The organism is Thermophagus xiamenensis (assembly GCF_900112795.1).
Taxonomy (GTDB): domain Bacteria; phylum Bacteroidota; class Bacteroidia; order Bacteroidales; family Marinilabiliaceae; genus Thermophagus; species Thermophagus xiamenensis.
In genome coordinates this window covers 1-23,755 of sequence record NZ_FONA01000031.1, presented here as the reverse complement: position 1 = coordinate 23,755, position 23,755 = coordinate 1, and the positions used below count along the sequence as shown (strand labels likewise).

The 23,755-nt window shown below is 39.9% G+C and carries 12 protein-coding genes and 1 pseudogene; 12 read left to right on the top strand and 1 reads right to left on the bottom strand.

The window, feature by feature from the left end; genetic code table 11:
• Both BM130_RS14455 and BM130_RS15850 read left to right on the top strand, forming a co-directional pair.
• The coding region (locus BM130_RS14455; RefSeq protein ID WP_139217725.1) for an IS66 family transposase at positions 1-554 on the top strand (554 nt) is incomplete at its 5' end.
• A gap of 77 nt (positions 555-631) precedes the next feature.
• A complete protein-coding gene (locus tag BM130_RS15850) occupies positions 632-790 on the top strand; it encodes a transposase (RefSeq protein WP_010527131.1) in 159 nt (52 codons plus the stop codon).
• A gap of 630 nt (positions 791-1,420) precedes the next feature.
• On the opposite strand, the gene BM130_RS14445 is transcribed toward BM130_RS15850, so the two are convergent.
• A complete protein-coding gene (locus tag BM130_RS14445) occupies positions 1,421-5,422 on the bottom strand; it encodes a hybrid sensor histidine kinase/response regulator transcription factor (RefSeq protein ID WP_237706109.1) in 4,002 nt (1,333 codons plus the stop codon).
• Positions 5,423-5,711: 289 nt separating this feature from the next.
• Here BM130_RS14445 and BM130_RS14440 point away from each other — a divergent pair, with 289 nt between their 5' ends.
• The 10 genes and pseudogenes from BM130_RS14440 to BM130_RS14390 all read left to right on the top strand — a co-directional run bounded on the left by BM130_RS14440 (position 5,712) and on the right by BM130_RS14390 (position 23,482).
• Positions 5,712-8,699, top strand: a complete 2,988-nt coding sequence (locus BM130_RS14440) for a SusC/RagA family TonB-linked outer membrane protein (RefSeq protein WP_010527129.1) — start codon at positions 5,712-5,714, stop codon at positions 8,697-8,699.
• Between the two features lie 44 nt (positions 8,700-8,743).
• On the top strand, positions 8,744-10,315 hold the full coding sequence (locus BM130_RS14435; RefSeq protein WP_010527128.1) for a RagB/SusD family nutrient uptake outer membrane protein: 1,572 nt from the start codon (positions 8,744-8,746) through the stop codon (positions 10,313-10,315).
• A gap of 99 nt (positions 10,316-10,414) precedes the next feature.
• The gene (locus BM130_RS14430) at positions 10,415-11,389 is read left to right on the top strand and encodes a glycoside hydrolase family 43 protein (RefSeq protein WP_010527127.1); all 975 of its coding nucleotides are present in this window, start codon (positions 10,415-10,417) and stop codon (positions 11,387-11,389) included.
• Between the two features lie 87 nt (positions 11,390-11,476).
• A complete protein-coding gene (locus BM130_RS14425) occupies positions 11,477-13,141 on the top strand; it encodes an exo-alpha-sialidase (protein ID WP_237706108.1) in 1,665 nt (554 codons plus the stop codon).
• Between the two features lie 343 nt (positions 13,142-13,484).
• Positions 13,485-15,416 (top strand): hypothetical protein, encoded by a 1,932-nt coding sequence (locus BM130_RS14420; protein ID WP_237706107.1) that lies wholly within the window; start codon positions 13,485-13,487, stop codon positions 15,414-15,416.
• A 186-nt stretch (positions 15,417-15,602) separates the two neighbouring features.
• Positions 15,603-16,646: a family 43 glycosylhydrolase gene (locus tag BM130_RS14415; RefSeq protein WP_074964412.1), complete on the top strand. Its 1,044-nt coding sequence runs from the start codon at positions 15,603-15,605 to the stop codon at positions 16,644-16,646.
• Positions 16,647-16,871: 225 nt separating this feature from the next.
• The gene (locus tag BM130_RS14410; protein WP_010527123.1) at positions 16,872-18,686 is read left to right on the top strand and encodes a glycoside hydrolase family 2 protein; all 1,815 of its coding nucleotides are present in this window, start codon (positions 16,872-16,874) and stop codon (positions 18,684-18,686) included.
• Positions 18,687-19,049: 363 nt separating this feature from the next.
• On the top strand, positions 19,050-20,678 hold the full coding sequence (locus tag BM130_RS14405) for an arylsulfatase (RefSeq protein ID WP_010527122.1): 1,629 nt from the start codon (positions 19,050-19,052) through the stop codon (positions 20,676-20,678).
• Positions 20,679-20,943: 265 nt separating this feature from the next.
• The gene (locus BM130_RS14400) at positions 20,944-21,930 is read left to right on the top strand and encodes a glycoside hydrolase family 43 protein (protein WP_010527121.1); all 987 of its coding nucleotides are present in this window, start codon (positions 20,944-20,946) and stop codon (positions 21,928-21,930) included.
• Positions 21,931-22,370: 440 nt separating this feature from the next.
• Positions 22,371-23,482: pseudogene (locus BM130_RS14390) on the top strand (IS3 family transposase).
• Positions 23,483-23,755: the final 273 nt, after the last annotated feature.

Genomic DNA, 23,755 nt, shown 5'->3' with positions numbered 1-23,755 from the left:
CTCATGCCAGGCGGTATTTTGAAGCTGCATTGAAAAATGATAAAGAACGAGCCTCTCATGTGCTTAGTCTGATTCAGCTTCTCTATTCTATTGAAGCCATTGCTCGGGATCAAAATTTATCTCATGAGCAAAGACATGCCCTGCGGCTGGAAAAATCACTGCCGGTAATTAATAAAATAGGGACATACATCAACAAACACAAAAGCTCTGTTATACCGAGAAGTCCTTTGGGTAAAGCTTTTGAATATTGCAAAAACCGATGGACAAGTCTGCAAAACTATCTAACCAATGGTATGCTGGAGATAGACAGCAATCCGGTGGAGAACGCCATTCGTCCTCTGGCTTTGGGACGAAAGAACTATCTGTTCGCCGGCTCACACGATGCTGCCAAAAATATCGCTATGTTCTACAGCTTCTTCGGCACTTGCAAGAAACTTGAAATCGATCCTCAAATGTGGTTGAAGTACGTAATGGAAAACATCCATACCACTCCTTCCGAAAATTTCAAAGAACTTTTGCCGCAATTTATTGATAAAAGTGAACTCCAAAAATAAGCATTTGCACGGGTGGATACGACCCAACATAACATTATTTCTTTACGTATCTGAACTATGATTACCGAATTCAGTCAATGATTTATACCGCCAACTGGATTGAGCGGTTACAGCGAGACTTCAGGAGGGAATTGCGTATACGTGGATTTATGCCTAATGAAGAATCTTTTATTGTGTTGATGGCCAAAACGGCAATGGATAAATGTGCATATTTTAGACAATTGCCGGGTTATTGACAGAGATAAAACATTATTCCCTGAAAAGCAGATGGAACATCCTGATTTGATTAATAAAGGAAGTGTTTAACAGTTATACTGTCAAGACTATACAAGTCCTTCCTTCCCGTCGGGTGCCTTGCCAGAATAACTACTAATCTCATAAGAATATTTATCCAACCAGGATAAAAATTAATTCTGCAATACTAACTAAACTGAGATAGATCATTTTCGGACGCACTTTTTAAACACTTCCAAATATCCAGACTTTTAATATTTATTGCGATTTTTTCTTAGTTCTAAAATTCCCTAGAAATTTTTCAAAATTTTACTGGACCGCATAACAGTTTTGGAAAGAAATTACTGAAAACTATCTACAGTCATACTTTTAACTTTAACACTTCCTTGCGGTGTATGGGAAAAAATTAAATTAAAAAAGGCTGCCAGCGATGCCGACAACCCTCTAACCTTAACCCTAACCCGATACAAATATACAACGTTTTTTTATTCCGGCAATAAAATGCTTGAATAGTTGTTGTCTTTAGTGGCTTAACGGAAAAGATTGAATATTAATATGTTGTATGTTGTAATTTTTTTAGTGTTGTTTGGTAAATTGTTCCTATGATTTTTTTATGGACCGAGAATCACATTTTAATTTATAGCATTTTCTTTTTGAAATTCACTGGGGAGTTTTCCAAACTGTTTTTGGAAACATTTGGCAAAATATGAGGGATTATTAAACCCAACAAGATAACATATTTCATTGATCCGGTAATCTCCTTCGATAATCAATCGGGCGGCTCTTTTCAATTTATAAACCCGGATATAATCATTGGGGGTCATTCCTGAAATTCCTTTGATTTTTCGTTGGAGATTAGAACGGCTCATTAATAAAGCACTGGCTAAGTGGTTAATAGAAAAATCGGGATTTGTCAAATTGTTTTCTATTTCTTGGTTGAGCTTGTTTAAAAATTCTTCATCTTTTTTATTGTTTGCGATGCTTCCATAAGGTACAAAAGGAGAGTTGGCAAACTTTTCCAGAAGTCGCTCCCGGTTTCGAATAAGACTGTGTATTTGAGCTTTCAAATAATCCAATGAAAATGGTTTTTCAATATAGCTGTCCGCTCCAGCGTCGAGGCCTTGAATTTTGGTTTCCACATTTGTTCTTGCCGACAGGAGAATAATGGGCAGATGGCTGAACTGAGTATTGTTTTTTGTGCTTTGTACTAGCTCCAGCCCGTCGATTTCAGGCATTACTATATCACTAATGATGATGTCTATGTTGTGAATTTCCAGAAGTTTCATGGCTTCTTTCCCATTGGAGGATTTGAATACGTTGTATTCAACTTTTAGGTTTCGTTCCAAGAAATTGCAAAGATCTTCATTGTCTTCCACAATGAGCAAATTGAGTTTACCATTAGATTTGGCCGGAATATCCAGGGTGTTTTCTTTGTCATCGAGGGGTTGAGGCCTCTCTTCCGACAACATTGAATGAGCGCTTTTCTGAAGTTTGGTACTTATTCGGACCACAAAACAGGTTCCGCGGTGGTCGGAATCATCTTTTAAAATGATGGTGCCGTTGTGTTTTTCAGCAAGCTGTTTGGAAAAAGCCAACCCTATGCCTGTGCCGTACTGTTTATCATCTTTGTTGTTATTAATGATTTGAAAGAAAGGGTCAAAGATACGTTCCCGGTATTTGGGTTCAATCCCTGGGCCGTCGTCAGTGACGGTAATTTCTACCAAATCATCGGTTTTATATAAAGCAATGTTGATTTCATGGCTGGCATATTTTAGGGCGTTGGTTAGAAGATTGCTGATAATTTTAGTCAAAGCATCGCGATCAGCATTGCAAATAATGGGATTTGGTGGGATATTGGTAGTTAAGAGGATCTTTCTTTGAGTGGCGGCAGGCTTAAACCGGTAACAAATGTCTGTAATGAGGGTGTTGAAGTTGACAGGATTAAAGTTAGGAGTATAATGATTTTCTTCGATTTTACGAAAATCGAGCAATTGGTTTACTAGGTTTAGCAACCGTTCGGCATTTTTGTCGATGACTTGAATGTTTTCTTCGATATCTTTCTTGCTGAGGTTGGATGATTTGATGCAATCGAGCGGCGCCTTGATCAGACTTAACGGGGTGCGGATTTCGTGCGCAATATTGGTGAAAAAATTTATTTTTGAAAGGTACATCTCTCTTTCCTTCTTTATTTTAAATTCTTCCAGTTTTTTTTCATGCCTTGCATGAGAAATTTTAAGGTAAATCCTTACCAATGAGAGGATGATAATAAAGAGTAGGGTAAAGTAGATGGTATAGGCAAAATTAGTTTTCCATGGAGGAGGAAGGATAACAATGCTCAGTGAGTCTCCTTCGGTGTTCCACACCCCATCATTATTACATCCTTTAACTTTGAAAATATAATGTCCAGGGGCAAGATTAATGTATGAGACTTGATTTTGTTTGGTGGTAGTGATCCAACTAGTGTTAAGATTTTCGAGAATATAAGCGCATTTGTTTTTTGAAGGTGCCTGAAAGCTTAGATTAACAAAGCTGATTCTGAATGAGGCCTGATTATATTTTAGCGTAATTTTCCCCGTAGTATTGAGCGCCTGATTAAAGACGGAATCATTGAGGGTGGAATCAAGAGAATCCAGCAATTCGAATTTGGTAATTAAAACCGGCGGAACATATTTATTGGTTTTAAGGTCGTTTGGATAAAAGGCATTGAAGCCGTTAATTCCCCCAAAATAAAATTTACCATTGCGAGCTTTGAAAGTGGAACGGTAATTAAATTGGTTGCTTTGCAAACCATCTTCCTGAGTATAGGTTTTAATGGCTAAAGTGGTGGGATCGATTCTTGAGATACCCTTATTGGTACTCACCCAAATGTTTCCGTGATTATCATCAACAACTCCATAAGCGACATTGTTGGGCAATCCGTTTGATGTATTAATGGTCCAAAAATCATCCGAATCATAGTTGTATTTGCAGATTCCACCTCCTTCACTTGACACCCAGAGTCTGTGTTGCTCATCCATAAAAACATCAGTCAGTTTATTGAAACAAAGAGATTTTCGGTCGTTTGCTTTATGTCTGTAATTTTTCCATCTTCCTGTTTCTGGGTTGCGTTTAAATAGTCCATCTCCGTAGCAAGCTACCCAAAAGTTTCCCAAATGATCTTCGGTCATATCATAAACAAAACCCTTGATTTCAGGGATACGGGTAAAGTTATCGCTTTGGGGATTATATCGACACAGACCAAAAGGAGTACCTACATAAAGAATTCCGGATTTTGATTGGTAAAGGGAAAAAACACAGTTGTCGTTAATAGAGTTAGTGTCGTTGGGATTATACTGGTAGTTTTTAAAATGCCCCGTATTCAGATCCATTAAGTCCAGCCCCCTTGAAAAAGTTCCGATCCACAGTTTGTTATTATCCAGAACCAAGGCATGAAGGTTGTGATAACTGATACTCCTTGCGTTGATGGAAGGGAGAAATGAAGTAAATTTTTTTGTTTTTGTGTCAAAATAATTCAATCCTCCATCTTCAGTAGCTATCCAGAGATTGCCGGCAGGGTCTTCGCAAAACTGGCTGACCGCTTTTCCCGAAAGAGAGTTTTTATGTTGTTTGGGATAATAATGTTCAATGATTTTACTGTTTGATGATAGGTAATGAACGCCCCCAAAGTAAGTGCCTATCCAGATACCTTCTTCTCGGTCTTTAAAAATGGCATAGACATTTTGATCTTTTAGACTATGCGGATCCCCAGGGTCATCTATTCTGTTGTATTCGAGTGTTTTTTTATTAAAGAGGTATAACCCGTCGTCTGCCCCTACTAAAAGTTCGTTTTTTTGATATTCGAATATGGCTCTGATATGAGTGATATAGGTCCTATCCTTTGAATTAAAATAAGTGGTGAATTTGCCGGAGGTTCTGTTAAATCGAACCAGTCCTCCACTCCAGGTTCCCAGCCATAATTCTCCGTCCGAATCTTCTGAAATAGCCAGTATTTCAGGATCTTCTATGGGGCTGTCTGGTTTTCGGGATCCATATGTAACAAAGGTGTTGGTCTCCTTATTATAGGCACTAAGACCATTCCTGGTCCCTATCCATATGGTACCTGCATTGTCGCGGTAAATTCTCCAGACCAGATTGGAGCCTATAGAGGTACTGGAGCTGCCTTGAGTATATTGAATCAAGGTCTTTGTAGATTTTGTAAAACAGAATACACCTTGGTCTAGAGTACCAATCCAGATCTTATCCTGACTTTCCGATTTAATGGATGTTACTGACGAATTAATAGAGACCCCGTCTTGCGTCTGAAAACGGAACGGACTGAACCGTTCTGTCACCGGGTCAAATAAATAGAGCTGATGATCCGTCCCTACCCATATTATGTGGTCTTCATCTTGAAATAGATCCCGGATAAAATTATTTCCAATAGAATACGGATTTCCTGGCTCGTGTTTAAATATTTTAAACTCTTTTCCATCGAAACGATTTAATCCATCCTTGGTGCCAAACCACAAAAAGCCCTGATGGTCCTGTAGGATGCATTGAACGGTGTTTTCGGAAAGGCCATCGTTAACCTGGAAATTTATGAATTTAAAATTGTAGGCAGAAACCGCCTGCACTAATGAAAAATGCAGTAGCAAAATAAATATCCGCGTTTTAGGCCGCATATCAAAAAAAAACATGGCGTTGAATGTTGTTGTGAATGGTAAATAAATGAAAACTCTATTTCATCTGATGCCACAAATTGGTCGGGATATGCCACAATTTAGGCATTTAATGTCATAAAATAAAAAAAATAATTGGATTGATCACCAGATGTGATTTTTTGCTTAAAAAATTGCATTTAAAAGTTAATAAGTGTTGTTTATTTGTAGTGAGGTTAAAAAAGGTTTAAAAAGCTTCGTAATATTCAATTAAAACATTTTAACTATGAAAAGAATCTTCTTTTTGATTTTAATGTTAATTCCGACGGGTTTATTTGCTCAAACAGAAACCCTTCGGGGAAAGGTTACCGATGGATCCGGGGTCCCTATTCCCGGCGTAAACATTATAGTAAAAGATACCCAAAAGGGGACTATTACGGATACAGAAGGAAACTATTCCATTGAAGTGAGTCTCGGTGAAACATTATTGTTTTCCTTTATTGGGATGGAGGCTCAAGAGATTACCTACAGTGGCGAATCCTCATTAGATGTTACAATGTATGAAAGTTTAAAATCGCTGGATGAAGTAGTCGTTATCGGGTACCAAACAGTAAAGAAGGCCGATTTAACCGGAGCGGTTTCGGTATTTAAACCTGAACAAATGAAAAATACAGTTGTGACGGGGACTGTTGGAGATGTGTTGGGAACCATTCCGGGCGTATTCAGCAGAACGGAAGGAAAACCGGGAGCTGAAGGATGGGTCGAAATAAGGGGAACCACATCCTTTGGCTCGAGTCAACCGCTTTATGTTATTGATGGAGTTGCAGTTGAGGGAGGTGCAAATAGGGACTTTAATTTTAACGATATTGAATCTGTACAGGTATTAAAGGATGCTTCTGCAGCCGCCATTTACGGTTCACGAGCTGCTAACGGGGTGATTATTATCACCACTAAAAAAGGACAGGAAGGTCCTATGAAGATAGATCTTTCAGTCAAGAAAAGTTACCAGTGGCTTCCACGATATGATCTGACAAATCGCGACCAATGGATTGAATTAAATGATTTGGCATTTGAAAATGGAGGATATGCTCCAGCCAATCATTTTGATGCCAACACCGATTGGCAAGATGTTGCCTTTAAAACGGGTCATGTAGATGATTATAATGTATCCTTTTCAGGAGGAACAGAGAGCGGAACTTATTATGTTTCTTCCAATTATCAAAGTAATTCAGGAACTACCATAGGGACAGAGAGCGAGCGAATCACATTGCGCGTAAATACATCTGCATTTAGGGACTTTGGTGAAAATGTCAGATTTCGAATTGGAGAAAATGTAATAATAAGTAACTACAAGGTAGAGGAGTTGGATACCAATCCGATCACTGATGTATGGCGGATGTTGCCAACCATCCCTGTTTATAATGAAGACAATCCCGGAGGTTATGGATATGGTGATGGATCAAGGGATGTAACTTTTGGAACCAATCCTGTGGCAAAAGAAGGTCTTACAGAGACGGAGAATCAAAATTTAAGGTTAAGGGGAAATATCTTCACGGAACTGGAATTGTTCGAAAAGTTAAAGTATAAATTCAACTTTGGATTCGAAACCAGCTCAGACCAACATAAGTATTTGAGAAAGGAAGGAAACTGGACTTATAATCAGCCATGGGATCCCTCTTCTTTAAATAAGAATCAAGCCCGGTTTAATTCTTTGGTATATGACAATACTCTGGAATACAATGATTTTTTTGGAAACCATTCCTTTGGTGCCGTAGTAGGAACCAGTTTTATGGATATTTCTTATGAACAATTATGGGGTACCAAAAATGAGTTGTTGCGTCTGAGTGACGGGACTTACTTTGAACAGTTAAATGCCGCTCAGAAAGATCCCAAAACGGGTGGCTATAAAGATATGCAGAAACTGTTTTCGGTATTTGGACGGTTAAATTATTCCTATGATAATAAATATTTGGTGAGTGGAACGATACGTCGGGATGCCTCTTCTAAATTCGGACCTGATTATAGAAATGGTGTATTTCCTTCTATTGCAGGTGCGTGGAGAATAAGTGAGGAAAACTTTTTTGAAATAGCATGGATTGATGACATGAAGATAAGGGCCAACTATGGTGTTTTGGGTAGTTCCAATATTGGCCCGTGGGATTGGGTGGCTTTTATAAATTCCTTTCCACAAGCTATATTTGGAACCGACCAGCATTTGGTGAATGGACAAACACAGGTGAAACTTGTCAATGAAGATTTGAAATGGGAGGAACTTCACGAATTCAATGTGGGAATTGATGCAACTATTCTGAATAACAGATTGGAATTGTCGGCAGAGTATTATCAGTCTGAAACAAGGGATGTGCTCACAGCCATGCAGATTTTGATGTCGACAGGAAATAACGGAGGGAATCCCAATGTGAATGCTGCCACATTGAAGAATACCGGTTTTGAATTATCAGCTACTTGGCGGGAGACCAAAGGCAATTGGCGATATTCTGTGAATCCAAATATTTGGACGGTCAAAAATGAGATTCTGGAATTGGGTTACGGACGAGAATACTTTACCCAGTGGAACACTCAATCGCATGTTGGAGAACCAATTGGGGAATGGTACCTGATAAAGACAGACGGAATTTTTCGTTCCATGGAGGAAGTGTTGGCCCATACTCATGAAGGCCATCTGATTCAGCCGGATGCCCAACCGGGAGATATTCGGTTTGAAGATTACAATAATGACGGGATGATTACGGATGCTGATCGTCAGCATGTGGGAAGTCCATGGCCGGATCTTTATCTTAGTGTGAATGCGGAGGTTGCCTGGAAAGGATTTGACTTTCAACTTCAATTAGGTGGAGCTTTTGGACATGAGGTATTTAATGGTCCCCGAAGCGGCATGGATCGTTTTGATGATAACTCCAATTACAGGGCTGATTATGATCCCTGGACTCCGGATAATGTGGATGCCAAAGATCCCAGACCTATCTATCAGGATGGCCGGAATGCCAGAGGTAATCAATCTCGTTGGTTAGAAGATGGGTCTTACCTGCGGGTGAAACAAATGGCTTTGGGTTACAATTTTCCAAAAACATTCTTAGGAAGTTCGGTGGAAAATTTACGGCTGTTTGTGAATGCTCAGAATCTGATCACTTTTACAAAATATACCGGTTTAGATCCGGAATTTCGCAATAGTAATATTTGGGAACGAGGATATGACAATGGAGCTTTCCCAAATCCAAAATCAGTAACAATTGGAGCGCAATTGACCTTTTAATGTTTAAAAAATCATTCTTCAATCATTAAAAAAAGTCTTGAGATATGAAAAAGTTAATAATATATATTTTTTCCCTTGGCTTACTAATATCATCCTGTGAGGATATAGTAGATGTAAGTAATCCAAACAATATAGAGGTTAGAAGCTTTTGGCAAAATGAAGCCGATGCCGTGAGTGGCGTCAATGCTATCTACAACATGTTTTATAAGCCGGGGACCTATTCCCGCTGGATTTGGTTTCGTTTTGATTTGGCATCTGATGAAGGATTTAGTTCCAGTCCATGGATAGAATTGGCCGAATGGACAAGATTTATTTATAACAATTATAATTTTTGGGAAGGAAATGGATGGACTTACCGAGATTGCTATGAGGCTATTTTTCGTGCTAATCAGGTGTTATATTATGTGCCAGGCATAGAATTTCAAGATCAGGCGAGCAAAGATCAAGTGCTGGGACAAGCTTATTTCTTAAGGGCCCTATACTATTATAATCTGGCTATTCTTTGGGGGAGCGAGAATAATAGTTTGCCTATAGTTCTGGAGCCTTCAAAACCGGGAGATACACCGGAAGGCCATCCTGTTTCTGACGTTTGGGAGCAGGTAGAAAATGATTTGCAAAATGCAATAGAGATGCTTCCGCCCCAGTGGGATGATAATAACTTGGGCCGTGCCACCAAAGGGGCTGCCTATGCCTTACGTGCCAAATGTCTGATGCAGCAACACAAGTGGGATGAAGCACTTCAGGATTTGGAATGGCTTGTGAATGGTGATGGAGCTCAATATTATGATTTGGTTCCCAATTACAAAGATAATTTTACTCATTTTAATGAGAACAATATGGAATCGGTATTTGAAATTCAATATTCCGATATACACAAAGCACCAGCGGGTGATGGAGATTTCGATATAGATCCCAATTTAGGTCTCAATCGTGGGCAATTTTTTGCACCTCCCGGAATTGGATGGACGGATGGAGAAGCAAGACCTTGGATTGTGGAAGAGTTTAGAAAAGAATTGAATCTTGATGGGGGTTATGATATTCGTTTAAAAGAGAGTCTATTTTATGAGCAAATGGCTGAAGATTTTCCGGGAAATGACAAAATCTATCGATTCGGGATGGAAGTATGGAACCAGGACAATTACCGGAATCGTGTGTTTATAAGAAAATATGGAACCGATTATTACCGCGATTATGATGATTATCATAGTCCCGTTAATGTTCGTTTAATTAGATATGCTGACGTATTACTGATGTATGCCGAGTGTATAGCCAATCTACCTTCCGGGAATTTGGATGAAGCTGTGGCCATGGTAGACCGAGTTAGGTCTCGCGCCAATATGCCAAAACTTGAGGTGAATTATCCTGAAGCCACTCTAACCAAAGAAGTTTTTCTGAAGCGTCTACAAATGGAACGTTCTCTTGAATTGTGCTTCGAAGGACACCGATGGGCCGATTTGCGGCGTTGGGGTTTGATGGAGAATCAAGAAGGAGTTAATGAATTGGCTCAGAGAGATCCCGATTTCAATAATTTCGTTGTAGGACGCCATGATTGCCTTCCTATTCCATCGAGCGAAGTAAATAATAATGAGAATCTCGATCAAAATCCTAATTATTAGGTAAATAGTTAAAATATTTTGAGTGTTTATATCAAAATATTGAAGTGGAATGCGGTCAAAACTATTTTGGCCGCATTCAAAAATTTTAAAACTTAGAAAATGACAAATAGAATATTTATTTTTCTAACAGTCGTAGGATTCTTTTGGGGGAGCTGTTCCGAAAGAAAAAATGGATCTTCAGATGCCCAAGAAGTTATTGTAAAGGTGCCACTTGGTGATCCATTTATAATGTACTTTGAAGGTGTTTACTATGCTTATGGGACTTTTTCGGAGGATGGAATCATTGTCTTCACTTCAACGGACCTTAAGACTTGGGGAATTCCTGAAGAATTGACCAATGGATTGGTTCTTCATAAGTCAGATGTGTGGGGTGACAGATGGTTCTGGGCCCCTGAAGTTTATTATGTAGACGGTACATTTTATATGTACTATTCAGCAGATGAACATATATGTGTTGCAACCAGTGACAGTCCTTTGGGGCCGTTTGTTCAAGCGGAGCAAAAACCGATGATAGCAGATGAGAAATGTATTGATAATTCCCTTTTTATTGATGAAGAGGGAACTCCGTGGCTCTATTTTGTTCGGTTTAATGATGGGCTTAATATCTGGGTAGCAGAACTTGAGGAAAACCTTGTTGATATTAAGCCGGGGACCATGAAGCCCTGCATTCATGTTTCGCAGGCGTGGGAAAACGTTTGGCCTCGTGTCAATGAAGGGCCCTATGTGATCCGACATAAGGATATATATTACATGACCTATTCGGCCAACAGCTATGAGAGCCCGTTTTATGGTGTTGGTTATGCTACGTCGGAAAACCCGGCAGGCCCCTGGGAAAAATACGAGGGAAATCCCATATTACAGAAACCCGGTGATTTGGTTGGCACCGGCCATAGTGCCCTGTTCAGAGATAAAAGCGGAAATCTCAGAATAGTATTCCATGCCCATAACGATGAGAGGAGTATTCACCCCCGTCACATGTATATCAGTACAGTAAGCTTTGAGGAGCAAAGTAACGGACCTGATTTGATGGTGATCGATTCCAATTATATGGTTCCTCACTTGAAAACCAATTAGATTATGATTAACGAATTTAGATCCTTTTTTATATGTGTTCTTTTGGGGCCAATACTATTATCCTGTAAAGGGCAGAATCATGAAAGCTTGACAGATTTTAAAAGAACAACGGATGAGCCTTTGGATGGTATTCGTATAGCCTGGGATAATAGTTCTATGCAGCGGTTGGTGCCCCGTCAGGGAGGGCAGCAGGCATGGGCAGGTTACCCCAGGATAAGACGATTGAAAGAGGGTGTTTTGATGGCCATATATGAGACCAATGGCAATGTGGAGATCATAAAAAGTGAAGATAATGGTCATACCTGGAGTGATGCGACCATTCTTTTTGAAAAACATACCCAATCATCGGTAACGATAAACAAAGCCAATGGAGAATTGATCCAGTTGAGTAACGGAGATCTTGTGGCAGGGTGTAACTATCGTCCATCCCGTGACGGGATGGCACCATTTGCCATAGCCGTGAGCAGAAGCACCAACCTGGGAGAAACATGGACTACCCCTCAGGTCATTTACGAAGCGGGCAAGGAATTTGCGAACGGTTGCTGGGAACCCTCTTTTTTGGAGTTACCTTCAGGAGAATTGCAGGTTTATTTTGCCAATGAAGGACCATACACCCAATCCGATGAGCAGGAAATATCCATGTTAAGCTCATTAGATTATGGAATATCATGGAGTAAGGAAAGTGTCAAAGTAAGCTTCAGGAAGAACCATCGCGATGGGATGCCCGTGCCTGTAATTGCGGGAAATGAAATAGTGATGGCTATAGAAGACAATGTGTCTGGGCAGTTCAAACCGTACATTGTACGCACTTCACTTGAAAACCCATGGGAAATACCGGTCGACGGTGCCTCTTCCAACCGCCATGTTGCCCATGAATCCCAATTGCCGGATCAGGTATACGCCGGAGCCCCTTATTTAATGCAACTTCCTTCGGGAGAATTGTTACTTTCCTATCAGACAACGCGTGGCAGATCTTCCAATTGGGAACTCTCTACGATGGAAGTGGCTATTGGTGATTCTCGCGGACTTCAATTTTCCAGAATCACACAACCTTTTGAAGTTCCAATGGATCGTGAAGCCAAATGGAATTCCATATCACTTTGGGACAGGAACACTGTGGTAGCGGCGTCGAGTACCACTTTTCGAAGCCCTATCAGCGAAGTATGGATCATTTTAGGGCATGTCATCCCGGAACTAGTGGCGCCTGTCAGAGAGGTTCTTGTTGATGGCCATTTGGATCGGCAAGAGTGGCAGGAAGAGTTCCCTGTATTTGTCGGGCACAGAGGTTTGGTCAATTTGCAGGCTGATGTTGCGCATGATGAAGACTTTTTGTATTTCGCTGCATTAGTAAAGTATAAGGGCAATTGGGAGCATGAAGTAATCATGGAAGAGGAAGGGGTTACTGTTTATATAGATGGTGGAAATTTTTGCCTTACTTCCCCGGACACTGGTCTTATTAAAGTTTTCTGCAATTCAAAGGGACAATACCATATAAGCAAGGGAGAAAGAGGGAAGTGGATAAATTATGATATTGAAGGTATCCGCTTGTCTACTCAAGAAATGAGCCAGGAAGGATATTCTCTGGAATTGGCTGTTCCACTTTCTGCCCTGGATTATCAATTGGGAAATGATATGCGGATAAATTTCAAACTCTGCTACCAGGATGAGGAAGGAAGGCTAACAGAAGAATGCGTTGTTCACAGCCAGGAGGATGCTTCCAACACTTGGTGTAAAATGAAATTGAAACCCTAATTGCAAATTGGTTTTGGAAGTAATAAGTGTGGTTGGTTTATAGCCAAATGTTTATGTTGTAGTTGGTTGACAGTATAATAGTCACCCAGGCGGATTATCCCATAAGGAAAAAGAGGCAAAGAGGGATTTTCAAATTGGTTAATGGTTATTTATAGGGAAGGGGATGGTGTGTTGGAAGGGTGGAGATTATTCGATTGTGCATTTTAGGAATATAATTAGACTCAAGAAATTCATGAATAATAAAAAATATTTAAATAGCAGGTTTTTGTTTGGTCTGTTAACGATGACCTTTTTTTATAGCATTGTGCGTTCTCAACCCCTAGAAGGGATAAAAGCTGAAATAATGCTAAAGAATCCTGGAAATCCGGCGGAGTGTTACGATTTGGAAATTGAAAAAACAAATTCAGAGAACACCTATAGTTATAAAGCCGGGAAGGTGCTTCCGGTAGAAATAACCGGAAGGATTGAGACATCCGGAAATACGGTTCATTATAAAATTTCCTTGACGGCTCATGAAGATGTCTTTTTTAATTTCAAACAAAATATAGCTGCCGGTGGGGCAAATCATCAAGATTGTCAGTTTTTGATGCCGGGATTCTGGTATCGTCACAATTTTCGTTCCCCACGGGAGGCACCATCGTTTCACACCAGTGAGAGCTGGCAGGTAAGAGAAGACCGGTTAAGTTCACCGTTAACCGGGGTTTATGATGAAGCATCTGGTCGATATTTTACGGTTTTGAGAACGGATGATATTCATACAGATGCCTATACCGCCATATATCACGGTGAAGTGATCCTGTCGGGTGAAAGCGATTTAGGGTTCACGGGCTTTGAAAGTATGGAAGGGCAGGCATGGCTCTCCGTTGGGTATCCATACAGAGAGAGTCCCAAAGCATATATTCGGAAATTGACATTAGCTCCCCCTGTTATCACATTTCGTGAACTAAAGAAGGGCGAAACAAAAACATTGAATTGGATAGTAAAGAGAGGGAAAGCCTCCGACTTTTCTGATTTTGTGTCACAAGTTTGGACCTCTACGTATGATTATTTAAAACCGGCACCTGTGGAAACAGTTTATAGCAGAGATATGGTAAAAAAGACTTTGTCCAACTTCTTTACCGAGAGTTTTGTGGAGACCGAGGATCTAAACTATTTTTCCGGTATACATCTACATACCGATGACTGCAGAGATATGGGGGGAGCCGAAGTTGGTTTTATTGGCCGTGTGCTTCTAAATGCCTTCTTTGCTCATGAATATGCTATTGAAAGTGACCATCCGACGCTTGGAAAAATTGCTGAAAAAATTTTTGAAAGCTACTTGGAAAAAGGATTTACCGAATCGGGTTTTTTTAGAGAATCCATAAATTATCGGACCAATGAGGAACCACATGTTTATAGTATCCGCAGACAATCGGAAGGAGTATATGCGATACTGAACTACCTTCATTACGAACGGAAACAGGGACGACGGCATCTCAAATGGGAAGCCAGAATGAAAGATTTACTCTCTAATTTTCTTAGACTTCAAAACCCTGATGGCAGTTTTCCCCGGAAATTCAAAGATAATTTTGAGTTAATGGATTCCACCGGAGGAAGTACCGCTTCGGCCATCGTTCCGCTGGTTATGGCTTCCAGGTATTTTAATGAGAAATTGTATTTGAAGAGTGCTGAAAAAGCTGGGGATTACCTTGAGACAGAGGTGATAGAGAAATCTGATTATTTCTCTTCCACATTGGATGCCTACTGTGAGGATAAGGAGGCTTCACTTTATGCATCGACGGCCATGTATTATCTGGCTTTGGCTTCATCAGGCAGGAAAGGCGACCATTATATTCGGCTGGCTAGAAAATCGGCATATTTCGCTTTGTCCTGGTATTATTTATGGGACGTTCCATTTGCCAAGGGGCAAATGTTGGGAGATATGGGTCTGAAAACCAGAGGATGGGGTAACGTATCGGTTGAAAACAACCATATCGATGTATTTATTTTTGAGTTTGTGGATGTACTGAATTACCTGTCCAAAGAAACCGGTGAAGAGAGGTTTTCTGAATTTGCTCATGTCATTGAAACCTCCATGCTTCAGTTGTTACCTTTTCCGGGACACATGTGTGGAGTGGCCAGAACAGGGTATTATCCTGAAGTGGTGCAACATACCAAGTGGGACTACGGAAAAAACGGAAAGGGTTTTTATAACGATATATTTGCTCCCGGCTGGACTGTTGCGTCGTTGTGGGAGATGTTAACTCCCGGGAATGGGGTTGAGTTCATGAAATAGAATGGTCAACATTCTGATAGATGAATTATGTACAGTAAATCCATTCAATAATTAATGTGTGTGAAACGAGCATAATCAGGAAAGCTTTTTAGTGATTAGTCAACAGTGATGGTTTCACAAGGTGTTATTGACTAACTACTAATAAATTTTAAGTTACATTAAACAATTTAGATAAAAATTATGCAGATGAAAGAATCTTTGTTCACTGTTATATTCAATCTTTTGATAACTACGATCATTTTTGCAGGATGCGAATGTAATGGGAATGAAAAGAATGAGACTTCTGATACAGAAGAGAAAAATGATGAAGGATATGTTAATCCTGTGGTTAGGAGGAGTTTACCGGATCCTTCGGTGGTAAAGGCAGAAGATGGATATTTCTATCTATTTGCAACAGAAGATATTCGGAATATCCCCATCCACCGGTCGCAAAATCTTGTCGATTGGGAATTTGTGGGTACAGCTTTTACCCAGGAGACACGACCCGACTTTGAGCCAAATGGAGGGTTATGGGCACCGGATATAAATATAATAGATGGCCGGTATGTGCTTTATTACTCTATGTCAGTGTGGGGCGGTGAGTGGACCTGTGGGATAGGTGTTGCCACCAGTGACTTACCTGAAGGGCCCTATACCGATCATGGAAAATTATTTAGAAGTAATGAGATTGGAGTGCAAAATTCCATAGATCCTTTTTTTATGGAGGAAGATGGTAAAAAATACCTTTTCTGGGGCAGTTTTCATGGGATTTATGCCATTGAACTTTCGGATGATGGTTTAAAACTGAAGCCGGGAGCTCAAAAACGACAGGTGGCCGGTACAGCTTATGAGGGAACTTACATTCATAAAAGGAATGGTTATTACTATTTGTTTGCCTCTATCGGGTCCTGTTGCGAAGGGATCAACAGTACTTATACGACAGTTGTCGGTCGTGCTGATAAATTATTTGGCCCTTACCATGATAAAGAAGGTAATAGTATGATGGATAATCACCACGAGGTGTTAATTAGCGGTAATAGTCGTTTTGTGGGGACAGGGCACAATTCGGAAATTGTGCAGGATGATGAGGGTGCCGATTGGATTTTTTACCATGCCGTGGATAAAACAAATCCTGAAGGTAGGGTCTTAATGCTTCATAGAGTGATTTGGGAAGATGATTGGCCTAAAATAATCATAGAAGGAATTCCCGGGACCACCCTCCAGCCAAAACCTAGTTTCCGGAAGAAATAGGAATTCGTATTTCCCTGTTCAGATTGATTTTTATCTATTACATGTAATACAAAAAAACAGGAAGAGGAACTTTCCTGTTTGAAGTTCCCATTTGAAACTGTAAATGAAACGAGCAAAGGGATGGATGACACCCTAATAATATGTATAAGGTTTAACCATGGTAGTTCCATTCGAACAAAGAGCTCAATAAAATAAATGAAGTATAACCCATAAAACTAAATTGATATGTATAAAAAAGTACTGTTATTTTTTACAGCAATGTGGACATTTGGAATATTAGTACAGGCCCAGTGGAAACCGGTGGGGGATAAAATTAAAACTGCCTGGGCTGAGGAGGTGAATCCAAAAAACGTTTGGGCAGAATATCCTCGTCCCATTATGGAACGTACTCATTGGAAAAATTTGAACGGATTGTGGGAATATGCTATTACCTCCAAAGAGAGTTGTGAACCTAAGAATTTTGACGGCCAAATTTTAGTGCCTTTTGCCGTGGAATCCAGTTTAAGTGGTGTGCAAAAAAGGGTAGGAGAGGAAAATATCTTATGGTATAAACGCACCTTTTCAATTCCTGAAGATTGGAAAGAGAAAAGGATACTATTGCATTTTGGGGCTGTTGACTGGAGGGCTGAAGTTTGGTTAAATGATGTGAAAATTGGGATGCATGAAGGGGGTTATACACCTTTCTCTTTTGATATAACTCCATTTCTTAAAGTTGGGGAACAAGAATTAGTTGTAAAAGTTTGGGATCCGACGGATAAAGGACCTCAGCCAAGAGGAAAACAGGTTTCTCGACCAGGAGGTATTTGGTATACTCCGGTAACAGGTATATGGCAAACGGTTTGGTTGGAACCTGTTGGTGACAAATATATTTCAGCGGTACGTACGACTCCCGATATAGACCATAACATCGTGGAAGTAAAAGCCCTGGTGGCGGGAGCAGATTATGGTGACGTATTAGAAGTTCAGGTAAAAGAGGGTGGAAAGGTTATTAAAACCGTAAGGGCAAGTGTTCCTAATCCGGTGGAAATAAAATTGGAGAATCCCCAACTCTGGAGTCCTGAATTCCCCTTTCTTTATGATTTGGAAGTAGTTCTTCTTAACAAGGATAGAGAATTGGATCGGGTAAAAAGCTATTTTGCCATGCGAAAAGTATCCATCGGAAGGGATGAAAAGGGTATTATGCGGCTTCAGCTTAACAATAAAAACTATTTTCATTTTGGAACTCTGGATCAGGGATGGTGGCCCGATGGGTTGTATACGGCACCTTGCGATGAAGCACTTCGATATGATATTCAAAAGACCAAGGATTTGGGATTTAATATGATACGTAAGCATGTGAAGGTTGAACCGGCTCGCTGGTACACCCATTGCGATCGCATCGGAATTTTGGTCTGGCAGGATATGCCCAATGGCGATGCCGGACCTGGGTGGCAAAACAAGACTTACTTTAAAGGTTCCGAGAATCAGCGAAGCCCTCATTCAGAAAATATTTACCGTAAGGAGTGGAAAGAGATCATAGATTATCTTTATTCCTATCCCAGTATAGCGGTGTGGGTTCCCTTTAATGAAAGCTGGGGACAGTTTAAAACTGTTGAAATAGCGGAATGGACCAAACAATATGATCCGACGCGTTTGGTTAATCCTGCCAGTGGCGGCAATCATTTTCAAACCGGTGATATTCTGGATCTTCATAATTATCCTGAACCCGATTTGTACCTTTATGATGCACAAAGAGCTACCGTTCTGGGAGAATATGGTGGTATTGGTTTGCCCATTAAAGGACATTTATGGGCAAAAGATCGAAATTGGGGATATGTTCAGTTCAAATCTTCCAAAGAAGTGACAGATGAATATGTCCGATATGCCAAAAAACTAAAAGAATTGGTTAAATCAGGCTTTTCTGCCGCTGTTTATACCCAGATTACCGATGTGGAAGTCGAAGTCAACGGCCTGATTACCTACGACCGGAAAGTTGTTAAAGTTGAGGAACCAAGAATACGAAAAATAAATCAGGAAGTAATTAGTGTGGTTAGTGATTAGAGAGGGGTTAATAAAAATTCGTTAATATATGGCTCAGAAAGAAAAGAGAGATAGGATCTGATAATATAGTTACGTTGTATTAACAAACAGAGTTTATTTGTCTGAAAGTGAAATCAATAAGCATGGGGTTTGCCCCATGCTTGTTTCTGAATACTTTTGGAAGAAATGATTTAATGTTTTTGGTCGATGGTTAAAAGGCGCTCATTATGGAAATGATTTAGTTATCTACATGGTTTTAACTCGATTTTTGAAGGGGTATATAGACTGGAACAACCTTTTTAGCCTGTCCATAAGATCCTAATGGGTTATAATTTAGTTTTCTTTGAATTAAGAGGGTGAAATTAAAAGAGAAAGAATAACAATATGTATAGGATATTATTTTTATTTTGTTTGACGGGCGGTTTTCTGTCTGGATGTTCTTTTTTAGCCGGCGAACCAAGGGAAGAAAGGCCCAACATTCTGATTATGATGCTGGATGACATGGGGTATTCCGATTTGGGATGTTATGGAGGAGAGATTCATACCCCCAATATTGATCAATTGGCCAGCCAGGGTATTCGTTTTACGCAAATGTATAATACTGCTAGGTGTTGTCCTTCACGAGCTTCCTTATTGACTGGCCACTATCCGCATCGGGCAGGTATTAACGGCATGGGGGTTAATTTGAGCATGAATACCGCAACTATTGCTGAAGTGCTAAAGGAAAACGGTTATCATACCGGCATGACTGGAAAGTGGCATCTGTCTGAAACCAAACCGTTAGATGACCCCACAGAACAGTTACGATGGTTGGCCCATCGGGTGGATTACGGATCCTTTTCCCCGTTAGAGAATTATCCATGTAACCGTGGCTTTGATGAACATTGGGGTGTCATTTGGGGAGTGGTCAATTATTTTGATCCTTTTAGTTTGGTTCACAATGAGAAACCCATAAAAGAGGTTCCTGAAGATTTTTACATGACTGATTTTATAACTGAAAAATCCATTGAGCTCATTGATTCTTATAGCAAAGATGATAAACCTTTCTTTTTGTATGTTGCCCATACAGCCCCTCACTGGCCCTTGCATGCCCTTCCAGAGGATATAGAAAAATACAAGGATACATACAAAGAGGGGTGGGATGTTATGCGGGAGAAACGATATCAGCGAATGGTGAAAATGGGAATTATAAACAGGGAGACCTATCCCTTGCCTGCTAATTCGTCAGGAAAACGTTGGGAAGATTGTGAGGAAAAAGACTACGAGGCCGCATGTATGGCGGTTCATGCCGCCATGATCGACCGGGTGGATCAGGGAGTTGGCAGGATTATTCAAAAATTAAAGGAAACAGGTCAATATGAGAATACTATTATTATGATCCTTTCAGACAATGGGGCTTCCTATGAAAGAGGTTATCCTCCCGGATTCGATCGTCCTGGTTTCACGCGGGATTCCGTCATGATTGAATACAATGCCCACTATCCTGGAGGAGAAACCACATGGAATTATATTGGTGATGCCTGGGCCAGTGCTTCCAATACCCCGTTTCGTTACTGGAAAATGGAGTCGTATGAAGGTGGTATCGCAACCCCCTTTATCATTCACTGGCCAGCCGGATTAAAGGGCAAAGAAAACAGCATTAATCACGGGGTTGCACATATTATGGACATTCTTCCTACCTGTTTGGATGTTACTGGTGCTAAATTTCCGGAATATGTCAATGGTAGGAAGGTGATTCCTCCCGTTGGGAAAAGTTTAATCCCCTTAATTAGGGATGAAAATGTTTCTCTTCATGATACTTTGTATTGGGAGCACCAAGGTGGGAGAGCCATTCGCACTGCCATGTGGAAGATGTCGGCTCTTCCTGGCAAACAATGGGAGTTGTTCAGGATAACTGAAGATCACACGGAAACCAGGGATCTGGCAGATCAATATCCCGAGAAAGTGAAAGAACTGGAAAGAGCATGGGAAAAGTGGGCTGTCAATGTTGGAATTGATTTCCGAAAGAATTAAATTTCTGTTGCATTGACCTAATAAACTCAAATTAGTTATCCGTGGGATAACTTTTCTTAATAAGGGGAAATATATAAAGGTTTCTATTGTTCTTCCCTATCAAATTGATTTAAATCATAGGCCGGATGAAACTTGCATGACCATAAATTTTTTCATGTTCTTATTGGAACAATCATTGTTGGGCAAGCACGTTTTATCCCTTTATTTAGTCGGTTGGATCCATATAGAAACCGGTAAAAGCTGAATTGTAAATAACTATTTAATTATGAGTAAGATTCTGTTTGTAATGTCATTTGTCTTTATTGTTTTTGGCTGTAAAATGCAGAGAAAAGCGTCGACTGGCAGGTATTCATCTAATCCTGTATTTGAGGGATGGTATGCCGATCCGGAAGCCATTATTTATGATGAAAAATACTGGATTTTTCCGACATACTCTGATGTGTATGAAAAACAGGTTTTTTTCGATTGTTTCTCATCGCCCGATCTGGTGAATTGGACCCGGCATCATCGAATTCTAGATACGACGGAAGTAACGTGGGCGAAACGTGCCATGTGGGCACCTGGTGTAATTCGGAAGGATGGAAAATATTATTTATTCTTTGCAGCCAATGACGTCCATGAAGGAGAAGTAGGTGGCATTGGGGTTGCCGTAAGTGATCAACCTCAAGGACCCTACAAAGATTTGCTTGGAAAGCCTTTGATTAATGTAATTGTTAACGGGGCGCAACCTATTGATCAATTTATCTTTAAAGATGATGACAATACCTATTATATGTATTATGGGGGATGGGGACATTGTAACGTTGTAAAACTCAATGAGGATTTTACCGGGTTGGAACCTCTTTCGACCGGAGAATGGTATAAAGAAGTGACACCCGAAGGATATGTGGAAGGCCCATGTATGCTTAAAAAAGATGGGAAATACTATTTTATGTGGTCGGAGGGCGGATGGGGAGGTCCCCATTACAGAGTAGCCTATGCGATTTCCGATAACCCGATGGGGCCGTTTAAACGCATAGGAATTATATTGGAACAAGACCCTGAGGTAGCGACAGGAGCTGGACATCATTCTGTCCTGCATAAGCCAGGCAGTGATGATTGGTATATTGTATATCATCGTAGGCCGTTAGGCGAAACCGATCCTAATCGCCGAGTTGTCTGTATTGATAGAATGTTTTTTGATAAGAATGGATATATTAAACCGGTGAAAATAACATTTAAAGGAGTAAAGGCTAATTTTTTAAGTAGGTAGAGTTGGTTGAATTTTGTGAGTGTTGGAAAAGTTGGTGTGGATTAAACTATTTATAATATATGGTAAATGTACGCTGTTTCATTTTTTGAGTTATTAGTTTAGGAACATTCACAAGAAGCCCATTCTTTTGACGGAAAGGCTATTATCACTATCTTTGAGTAAACAAAAAAAACCGAAATTAGGCACATTTGCCCAAAATCGGGGTTCAAAAATTTTCATGTAGTGGCAAGGTTAAAGAGAATTCCGAATATTCAAGGAACACTTCCGTTATTTTCTGTTGAAGATAATTTTCATTTACTTTACAATCAGTTTTTGCAGACTGAACTTGGAAAGATTTATACAGCCATTTCCTTGGACGATTAGGATAGTGTAGCCTTCCCCGCGAATTGGACAGCTTAAAATTAGACAAAATATTAATTTTAAGCAGTCAAAAAATAGTTATGAAAAAGTCAAGATTTACAGAGAGTCAGATTGTAAAGATACTCAAGGAGTATGAAAGTGGAATTGATGCCCAAAGTTTATGTCGTGAATATGGGATATCCCGAGCCACCTTTTATAATTGGCGCAAGAAATATTCCGGGATGGAAGTCTCTCAGCTTAAACGATTAAAAGAGTTGGAAGAAGAAAACCGGAAGCTAAAACAAATGTATGCTGAGGCGAGTCTGGATAATAAGATGTTAAAAGATTTATTGGGAAAAAAGTTTTAAAGCCCTGTCAGAAGAAAGCAAGAGCTGAATACTTACAGAAGACCTATTGTATTAGCATTGGCAGGGCATGCCGATTAACGGATTTGCATCGTTCTATGTGGTATTATGAAAGTCAGCGGGATGATGGGGAAGTAATTGATAAGCTCAATGAACTGAGTGAAAAATATCCCACCAGAGGATTTGATGAATATTATGGCCGTATTCGAAATGAAGGGCTGAAGTGGAATCGCTAACGGGTATTAAGAGTCTATCGCTTAATGAATTTAAATCTAAGACGAAAGCGAAAACGAAGATTGCCGGCTCGCGAAAAAGAATCGTTAAGCCAGCCACAAGAGATAAATAATACCTGGTCAATGGATTTTATGAGCGACAGTTTGGTTTTTGGACGAAAATTTCGGGTATTGAATGTTATCGATGATTATAATCGGGAAGCCTTGGCCATAGAGGTTGATTTTTCAATGTCCGGAGAGCGCGTAAAACAAATATTAAATGAGGTTATATATAGTCGAAGGAAGCCCAAAAAAATACGAGTAGACAATGGTCCTGAATTTATATCAAAAGCCCTTAAACAGTGGGCACAAAAGAATGAAATTGAATTGAAGTATATACAACCCGGCAGTCCTACGCAGAATGCCTATATAGAAAGATTTAACCGTTTGTTCAGAGAAGATATTTTGGATGCTTACCTGTTTAGTGATTTACATCAAGTCAGAGAATTAGTCTGGGAGTGGATGGATGATTACAATGAATCTCATCCTCACAAGTCACTAGGTGGTATAAGTCCAATAGCATATTTAAAAAAGATGAAAAACAACCAAACTCTAAATAGGCAATTTCAGAAGTAAGAAAAAATTAGAATAAAACACAGAAGCCGGGATTTAAATTCCGGCTTTTTTATTTACATAAGTTATTCAAGATAGTTATATGTTAATTAAAATTGTTGTTATAGGTGCTTTAAGAGCATACCATCCCCATTGGTAAGCCCGTTAGAATTCATAGTATTGCTAAAATGATTTTAAGCAGCCTTTGTGACCTCTTGCCCGGCCTGGTACATCCGCCTTCCTATCTCCAATGCGTTGCCCGTATGTATGCCAAAAAATATCCAGAGTATTTCATTC